Annotated in this window: 7 protein-coding genes; 5 read left to right on the top strand and 2 right to left on the bottom strand. The window is 69.1% G+C overall.

The features are described 5' to 3' along the window. On the top strand, positions 1-966 hold a 966-nt coding region (locus HMPREF3115_RS16735), incomplete at its 5' end, for a uracil-DNA glycosylase (RefSeq protein ID WP_070555249.1). Beyond that, entirely contained in the window at positions 963-1946 is a 984-nt protein-coding gene (locus HMPREF3115_RS16730; RefSeq protein WP_070555246.1) for a DUF1853 family protein, read from the top strand. The genes HMPREF3115_RS16735 and HMPREF3115_RS16730, both read left to right, overlap by 4 nt. Before the next feature lie 18 nt (positions 1947-1964). Here the strand turns inward: HMPREF3115_RS16730 and thiD are convergent, their stop codons facing one another. Continuing rightward, positions 1965-2774 (bottom strand): bifunctional hydroxymethylpyrimidine kinase/phosphomethylpyrimidine kinase, encoded by an 810-nt coding sequence (gene thiD, locus HMPREF3115_RS16725; RefSeq protein WP_070555243.1) that lies wholly within the window; start codon positions 2772-2774, stop codon positions 1965-1967. Positions 2775-2832: 58 nt separating this feature from the next. Next, positions 2833-4140 (bottom strand): lysophospholipid transporter LplT, encoded by a 1308-nt coding sequence (gene lplT / locus HMPREF3115_RS16720; RefSeq protein ID WP_006407724.1) that lies wholly within the window; start codon positions 4138-4140, stop codon positions 2833-2835. A gap of 218 nt (positions 4141-4358) precedes the next feature. On the opposite strand from lplT, the gene alr reads away from it, so the two are divergent. The 3 genes from alr to HMPREF3115_RS16705 all read left to right on the top strand — a co-directional run bounded on the left by alr (position 4359) and on the right by HMPREF3115_RS16705 (position 7218). Beyond that, positions 4359-5429 (top strand): alanine racemase, encoded by a 1071-nt coding sequence (gene alr, locus HMPREF3115_RS16715; RefSeq protein ID WP_006402626.1) that lies wholly within the window; start codon positions 4359-4361, stop codon positions 5427-5429. 10 nt (positions 5430-5439) lie between these two features. Next, positions 5440-6816 carry a DNA repair protein RadA gene (radA, locus tag HMPREF3115_RS16710; RefSeq protein ID WP_006407723.1) on the top strand — a complete coding sequence of 459 codons (1377 nt, stop codon included), beginning with the start codon at positions 5440-5442 and terminating at the stop codon, positions 6814-6816. Between the two features lie 135 nt (positions 6817-6951). Then, positions 6952-7218 carry a DUF2866 domain-containing protein gene (locus HMPREF3115_RS16705; RefSeq protein WP_006407722.1) on the top strand — a complete coding sequence of 89 codons (267 nt, stop codon included), beginning with the start codon at positions 6952-6954 and terminating at the stop codon, positions 7216-7218. The last annotated feature ends 31 nt before the right edge of the window (positions 7219-7249 follow it).

Genomic DNA, 7249 nt, shown 5'->3' with positions numbered 1-7249 from the left:
TCGGAAGCCGCCGGCGCCGGCGCGGAGACCGTTGCGGCGGCATCGGACGCGGTGCGGTCGCGGCCCGCGGCGGCGCGCGAAGCACATGAGAAGGTTGCCGAACCGGTCGCGCGTCGGGCGGACGACGGTGCGTCGACAGGCGCGCCGATGCGCGCTGCTGCGCCCGTCGCCGGCGGCGATCCTGTCGACACGCCGCGTGCACCGCAGCCGGCCGACGACGTGCCCGGCGCGCTCACGGCGATCGCGTCGGCCCAGGCGGCCTCGCCGTCCGCCGACATGCCGCCGGCCGTCGACGACGATTTCGCGTGGTTCGACGCCGCGCCGCCCGGCGATTCGGCAACGGCGGCCGAGCCGCGCGCGGCCGAAGCGCCGGTCGCCATGCTCGACTGGGACGCGCTCGCCGCGCGCGTGGCCGACTGCACGCGTTGCCGCCTGTGCGAGAAGCGGACGAACACGGTATTCGGCGTCGGCGACCGCGAAGCGGACTGGATGCTGATCGGCGAGGCGCCGGGCGAAAACGAGGACAAGCAGGGCGAGCCGTTCGTCGGTCAGGCCGGCAAGCTGCTCGACAACATGCTGCGCTCGCTGTCGCTGCAGCGCGGCGAGAACGTGTACATCGCGAACGTGATCAAGTGCCGGCCGCCGGGCAACCGCAATCCCGAGCCGGACGAGGTCGCGCGCTGCGAGCCGTATCTGCAGCGCCAGGTCGCGCTGGTCAAGCCGAAGCTGATCGTCGCGCTCGGCCGCTTCGCCGCGCAGACGCTGCTGAAGACCGACGCGAGCATCGCATCGCTGCGCGGCCGCGTGCACGCTTACGAAGGCGTGCCGGTGATCGTCACGTACCACCCCGCGTATCTGTTGCGCAGCCTGCCGGACAAGGCGAAGGCATGGGCGGACCTGTGCCTGGCGCGCGACACGTTCGCGGCGTCGCCTGCTGCCGACGCGCCGCCGCCGGCCGCGCCATGACCGGGCGCGCGGCGTTCGCCTTCGTCGATACGCTGCGCGACGTCGCAGTTCGCGACCTCGGCTGGCTGCTCGCCAGTCCGAGCCTGCTGAGCGCCGCGCCCGGCGCGCCGCTGGCGCAGCCATGGTCGACCGCGGCCGAGCAGAGCGCCGCCGAAGCATGGCTCGCGGCGCTCGACGCGTCGCCCGCGCCACTGCATCGCGCGCTCGACGGGCTGCGCCCTGTGCGGCTCGGCCGCTATGCGGAGGGCCTGCTCGAATACTTCCTCGCGCACGGCCCGTCGCTGTCGCTCGTCGCGGCCAATCTGCCGCTGCGCACGCATGGCCACACGCTCGGCGAAGTCGATTTTCTCGTCGATGCACGGGACGGCCGACGCCTGCATTGGGAACTCGCGGTGAAGTGCTATCTATGCGCACCGGTGCGGGAGCGTGCGACGCTGGCCGATTTCGTCGGACCGAATCTCGTCGACCGGTTCGATCGCAAACGCAGCCGGCTCGTCGAGCACCAGCTGACGCTGAGTCGCCGCGACGGCTTCGCGCGGCTCGGCTACGGCCCCTTGTCCGATGCGCAGATGTTCGTGAAGGGCTGGCTGTTCTATCCGCATCGCGCACCGGTGCCGCCCGTCTCGGCCGACATCGCGCCGGATCATCCGCGCGGCTTCTGGCTCACGCATGCGCAGTGGGCGGAATGGGCCGCCGCGCAGCCGGCGGACGCGGCCTGGAGCGTCCTGCCGCGGCTCGCCTGGCTCGCGCCGCGGCGGATCGCGGCAAACGCGGCAAGCGCGGCAAACGCCGGCACGCCGCCCGTGCCGTTTGCCGACACGCGCGCGTTGCCGGCGGCGCTGTCCGAGCGCCCGGCGCCCGCGCTGATCGGTGTTTACAAAGCGGAACCGGACGGCACGTGGTACGAGACCGCGCGCGGCTTCATCGTGCCGGACGACTGGCCGGCGCGAGCGCAGGCCTTTGCCGCGCTGGCCGGCTGAGCGCGCCTCGGCGCGGGCTCACCACCAGCGATGGAAATGGTGGACGGGGCCGACGCCGTGGCCGACGTCGAGCTGCCCGCTCGCGGCGATCGCGCCGGTCAGATAGGCCTTCGCTTCGCGCACCGCGCTTTCGAGGTCCGGCAGCTGCGGCAGCAGCGCAGCGATCGCGGACGACAGCGTGCAGCCCGTACCGTGCGTATTGCTGACCGGCACGCGCGGGCCGTCGAGCCGCACGGCGCCCGCTTGCGCGACGAGCCAGTCGGGGCTCGCGGCCGCATCGGGCAAGTGGCCGCCTTTCATCAGCACCGCACGTGCGCCGGTCTGCAGCAGCGCGCGGCCTTGGCGCACCATGTCGTCCTCGGTCGTCGCGTGCGCGTCGCCGAGCAGCGCGGCCGCTTCCGGCAGATTCGGCGTGACGACCGTCGCGAGAGGCAGCAGCGCGTCGCGCAGTGCGTCGACCGCCTCGGGCGCGAGCAGCGCATGCGCGCTCTTCGAGATCATCACCGTGTCGAGCACGACGAAGCGCGGTGCGTAACGCCGCAGCGCGTCGGCGACGGCGTGCACGATCGGCGCGTTCGCGAGCATGCCGATCTTCACCGCATCGATGCGAATGTCGCCGAACACCGCGTCGAGCTGCGCGGTCACGAACGCGGGATCGGGCGCGCGCACACCCGTGACGCCGCGCGTGTTCTGCGCGGTCAGCGCGGTGATCGCGCTCGCGCCGTATGCGCCGAGTGCGGAGAACGTCTTCAGGTCGGCCTGGATGCCGGCGCCGCCGCCGGAATCGGAGCCGGCGATCGTCAGCACGTTGGGTATCGGATGCGTCATGATGGCAACGCGCCGGCTCGACGGCCGGCGCGAACGGACGGAAACGGGAAGTGTAGCGTCAGTGCCGCGATTCGCCGATCAGCGCGACCGAATCGAACTGGCGCTGGTTCGCCTGATGGCGGCGCATCACAAGCCACATCGTCAGGCACACGAACGTGCCGAACAGCACGATCACGACGCCGACCGGCACGTCGAGCCAGACGAGCACCGCATACAGGCACAGCATCACGAGCACCGACAGGTTCTCGTTGAAGTTCTGCACCGCGATCGAATGGCCGGCCGACAGCAGCACGTGGCCGCGATGCTGCAGCAGCGCATTCATCGGAACGACGAAGTAGCCGGACAGCGCGCCGACGCCGATCAGGAACACGTAGGCGACGATCAGATACACGGGCAGGCGCAAATGGCCGATGTGCAGCGCCCAGTGTGACGGAAACAGGTCGCGCGTGTAGAACGCCATCAGCATCACCGCGATGCCCATCATGATGCCGACGGGCAGCACCGTCAGCGACTTCTTCAGCGGAATCCGCCCCGCGGCGGCGATCGCGCCGCCCGCGACGCCGACCGCGACCACGGCCTGCAGGATCGCGCCTTCGGACAGCGTCATGCCGAGCGAGACCTCGGCCCATTTCAGCACGATGAACTGGAGCGTCGCACCGGCGCCCCAGAACAGCGTCGTGACCGCGAGCGAGATCTGGCCGAGCTTGTCGCGCCAGAGCACCATGAAGCAGTCGGCGAAATCGGTGACGAGCTTGACGGGCCCGCGCTCCTGTTTCGGATAGCGCGCGCCGGTATCGGGAATGCGCAGGTTGAACAGCGCGGCGATCACGTACAGCGCCATGATGATGGCCATCGCCGCTTCGGCCGGCGTACCGATCCACGACGGCGTGTGGGCGATCACGTGCGATGCGATGTGCGGGCTGATCAGCGCGCCGCCGAGCACGGTACCGAGGATGATCGAGCTGACCGTCGTGCCTTCGATCCAGCCGTTCGCGGCGACGAGCCGGTCGGCCGGCAGCAGCTCGGTCAGAATCCCGTATTTGGCGGGCGAGTAGGCGGCCGCGCCGAAGCCGACGATGCCGTACGCGAGCAGCGGATGCGCACCGAACAGCATGATGAGGCAGCCGACCACCTTGATCGAATTGGTGATGAACATCACGCGGCCCTTCGGACGGGAATCGGCGAACGCGCCGACGTACGCCGCGAGCACCACATAGGACAACACGAAGAACAGCTTGAGCAGCGGTGTCATCCAGTTCGGGGCGTGGAGGTCTTTCAGCAGGGCGATGGCGGCGATGAGAAGCGCATTGTCGGCCAACGACGAGAAAAACTGCGCGGCCATGATGGTGTAAAAACCTTTTTTCATCTGATGCGATGCTTTCGTCGCTGCGGCTTGGCCGCGTAGGCCGCCAGGTATGCGATCGGCTTATTCCGTTCGAAATGGGTTGTGCGCACGGCTTTATAACACGAAAATACGGCAGTTCGGACTAGCAAGATTCCCCGATCGTTCCGCAAATTGTCGGCTTCGGTGCTCAAAAGGCGCGGTAAGCTGATGATTCGCAAGCGTCTTTACGTAAATTTCCCATGCCGCGCCCGATCTCCGCCACCATCCACACTGCCGCTCTCGCGAACAATCTCTCCGTCGTCCGCCGCTATGCCGGCCCGTCCAAAGTCTGGGCGGTCGTCAAGGCCAACGCGTACGGCCACGGGCTCGCGCGCGTGTTCCCGGGCCTGCGCGGCACAGACGGCTTCGGGCTGCTCGATCTCGACGAAGCCGTGAAGCTGCGCGAGCTCGGCTGGGCGGGCCCGATCCTGCTGCTCGAGGGCTTCTTCCGCTCGACAGACATCGACGTGATCGACCGCTACAGCCTGACGACCACCGTGCACAACGACGAGCAGATGCGGATGCTGGAAACCGCGCGGCTGTCGAAGCCCGTCAACGTGCAGTTGAAGATGAACAGCGGCATGAACCGGCTCGGCTACGCGCCGGAGAAATACCGCGCCGCATGGGAGCGCGCCCGCGCGTGTCCGAGCATCGGACAGATCACGTTGATGACCCATTTTTCGGATGCCGACAACGAGCGCGGCGTCGCCGAGCAGCTCGCGACTTTCGAGCGCGGCGCGGCGAACATCGCAGGCGCGCGCTGCCTCGCGAATTCGGCGGCCGTGCTCTGGCATCCGGACACGCATTTCGACTGGGTGCGGCCCGGGATCGTGCTGTACGGCGCGTCGCCGTCGGGGCTGTCGTCCGATATCGCGGATACCGGCCTGAAGCCGGCGATGACGCTGTCGTCCGAGCTGATCGCGGTGCAATCGATCGGCAAGGGGCAGGCGATCGGCTACGGCTCGACGTTCTCCGCGCCCGCGCCGATGCGGATCGGCGTCGTCGCATGCGGGTACGCGGACGGCTATCCGCGCGTCGCGCCCGAAGGCACGCCGGTGATCGTCGACGGCATCCGCACGCGCATTGTCGGGCGCGTCTCGATGGACATGATCACGGTCGACCTGACCCCGTGTCCGCAGGCCGGCGTCGGGGCGCGCGTCGAGCTGTGGGGCAATGCGCTATCGATCGACGACGTCGCCCGCCATTGCGGGACGATCGGCTACGAGCTCATGTGCGCAGTCGCGGCCCGCGTGCCGGTGCGGGCGGAATAAGGGCGCGCGCGTGGCAAAACAGAAAACCGTCTATGTCTGCAGCGAGTGCGGCGGACAAACCCCGAAGTGGCAGGGGCAGTGCCCGTCGTGCCAGGCCTGGAATACGCTCGTCGAATCGGTCGCCGAATCGCCGAGCGCCCATCGCTTCCAGTCGCTCGCGAAACGTGCGCCCGTCCAGCGCCTCGTCGACATCGAAGCGGCCGACGTGCCGCGCTTCTCGACCGGGATCGGCGAATTCGATCGCGTGCTCGGCGGCGGCCTCGTCGCGGGCGGCGTCGTGCTGATCGGCGGCGATCCGGGCATCGGCAAGTCGACGCTGCTGCTGCAGTCGCTCGCGGACATCGCGAGCGAGCGGCGCGCGCTCTATATCAGCGGCGAGGAGTCGGCCGCGCAGATCGCGTTGCGCGCGCAACGGCTCGCGCTGCTCGAAGGTGCCGCGCCGGCCGCCGAGCTGAAGCTGCTGGCCGAGATCCAGCTCGAGAAGATCCAGGCCGCGATCGACGCGGAGCGGCCCGACGTCGCGGTGATCGACTCGATCCAGACCGTCTACTCGGAGGCGCTGACCTCCGCACCGGGCTCGGTCGCGCAGGTGCGCGAGTGCGCGGCGCAGCTCACGCGCATCGCGAAACAGTCGGGTACCGCGATCATCATGGTCGGCCACGTGACGAAGGAGGGCAACCTCGCGGGCCCGCGCGTGCTCGAGCACATCGTCGACACGGTGCTGTACTTCGAAGGCGATACGCACTCGTCGTTCCGGCTCGTGCGCGCGTTCAAGAACCGCTTCGGCGCGGTCAACGAACTCGGCGTGTTCGCCATGACCGAGCGCGGGCTGCGCGGCGTCGCGAACCCGTCGGCGCTGTTCCTGTCGCAGCACGAGCAGGTCGTGCCCGGCTCGTGCGTGCTCGTCACGCAGGAGGGCACGCGCCCGCTGCTCGTCGAAATCCAGGCGCTCGTCGACACTGCGCACGTGCCGAATCCGCGCCGGCTCGCGGTTGGCCTCGAACAGAACCGGCTCGCGATGCTGCTCGCCGTGCTGCACCGGCATGCGGGCATCGCGTGCTTCGATCAGGACGTGTTCCTGAACGCGGTGGGCGGCGTGAAGATCGCCGAGCCCGCGGCCGATCTCGCGGTGCTGCTCGCGATTCACTCGTCGATGCGCAACAAGGCGTTGCCGAAGGGGCTGATCGTGTTCGGCGAAGTCGGCCTGGCCGGCGAGATCCGCCCGTCGCCGCGCGGGCAGGAGCGCTTGCGCGAGGCCGCGAAGCTCGGCTTCACGACCGCGCTGATTCCGAAGGCGAACGCGCCCAAGCAGGCGATCGAGGGGCTGAACGTGATGGCGGTCGAGCGGCTCGAGCAGGCGATCGACCGCGTGCGCGGCCTCGAATGACCGCGTAGCCGAGCGGCAGGGCGCGATCTGTCGCGTAATTCGCTGTAAAGAATATGTAGGCCGCGGTAACCTGCCGGACACGACTTTTTCCTATCCTTTGCCGGATTGTCGAACCGTGCAATGCGAAGGGAACCTATGTTGAAACGGTATGGGGATGCGCCCGGCGGACGTCTTTACAACCTGCGCGGCTGCCGCGTATCCGAACCGATTCGCCAGCCCTGGGGCGGCGGATGCCGGATCGTCGAATGGATCGACGACGACGGGCGTCTCGCGCGCCGCGTCGTGTCGGAGGATGTGACCGAAGCGGAAGTCGTCGCGGCGATCCGCCGGCCGACCGAAGGGCGCCGGCATCTGATGGACGACGACGAGCAGCTGCCGCGCGATACGCTGCCGCGGCGCTGAACCGGCGCGGCGCGCCGCCGGCCGGCGGCGC

The sequence above is a fragment of the Burkholderia sp. HMSC10F09 genome, from assembly GCF_001806955.1.
GTDB lineage: Bacteria > Pseudomonadota > Gammaproteobacteria > Burkholderiales > Burkholderiaceae > Burkholderia > Burkholderia multivorans.
This window is presented reverse-complemented; position numbering and strand designations above follow the sequence as displayed.

What these genes read in the sequence shown, in the direction of transcription:
- lplT (WP_006407724.1), bottom strand. Translation starts at nt 4,140, where the DNA reads ATGAAAAAAGGTTTTTACACCATCATGGCCGCGCAGTTTTTCTCGTCG.
- HMPREF3115_RS16730 (WP_070555246.1), top strand. Translation starts at nt 963, where the DNA reads ATGACCGGGCGCGCGGCGTTCGCCTTCGTCGATACGCTGCGCGACGTC.
- HMPREF3115_RS16705 (WP_006407722.1), top strand. Translation starts at nt 6,952, where the DNA reads ATGTTGAAACGGTATGGGGATGCGCCCGGCGGACGTCTTTACAACCTG.
- alr (WP_006402626.1), top strand. Translation starts at nt 4,359, where the DNA reads ATGCCGCGCCCGATCTCCGCCACCATCCACACTGCCGCTCTCGCGAAC.
- thiD (WP_070555243.1), bottom strand. Translation starts at nt 2,774, where the DNA reads ATGACGCATCCGATACCCAACGTGCTGACGATCGCCGGCTCCGATTCC.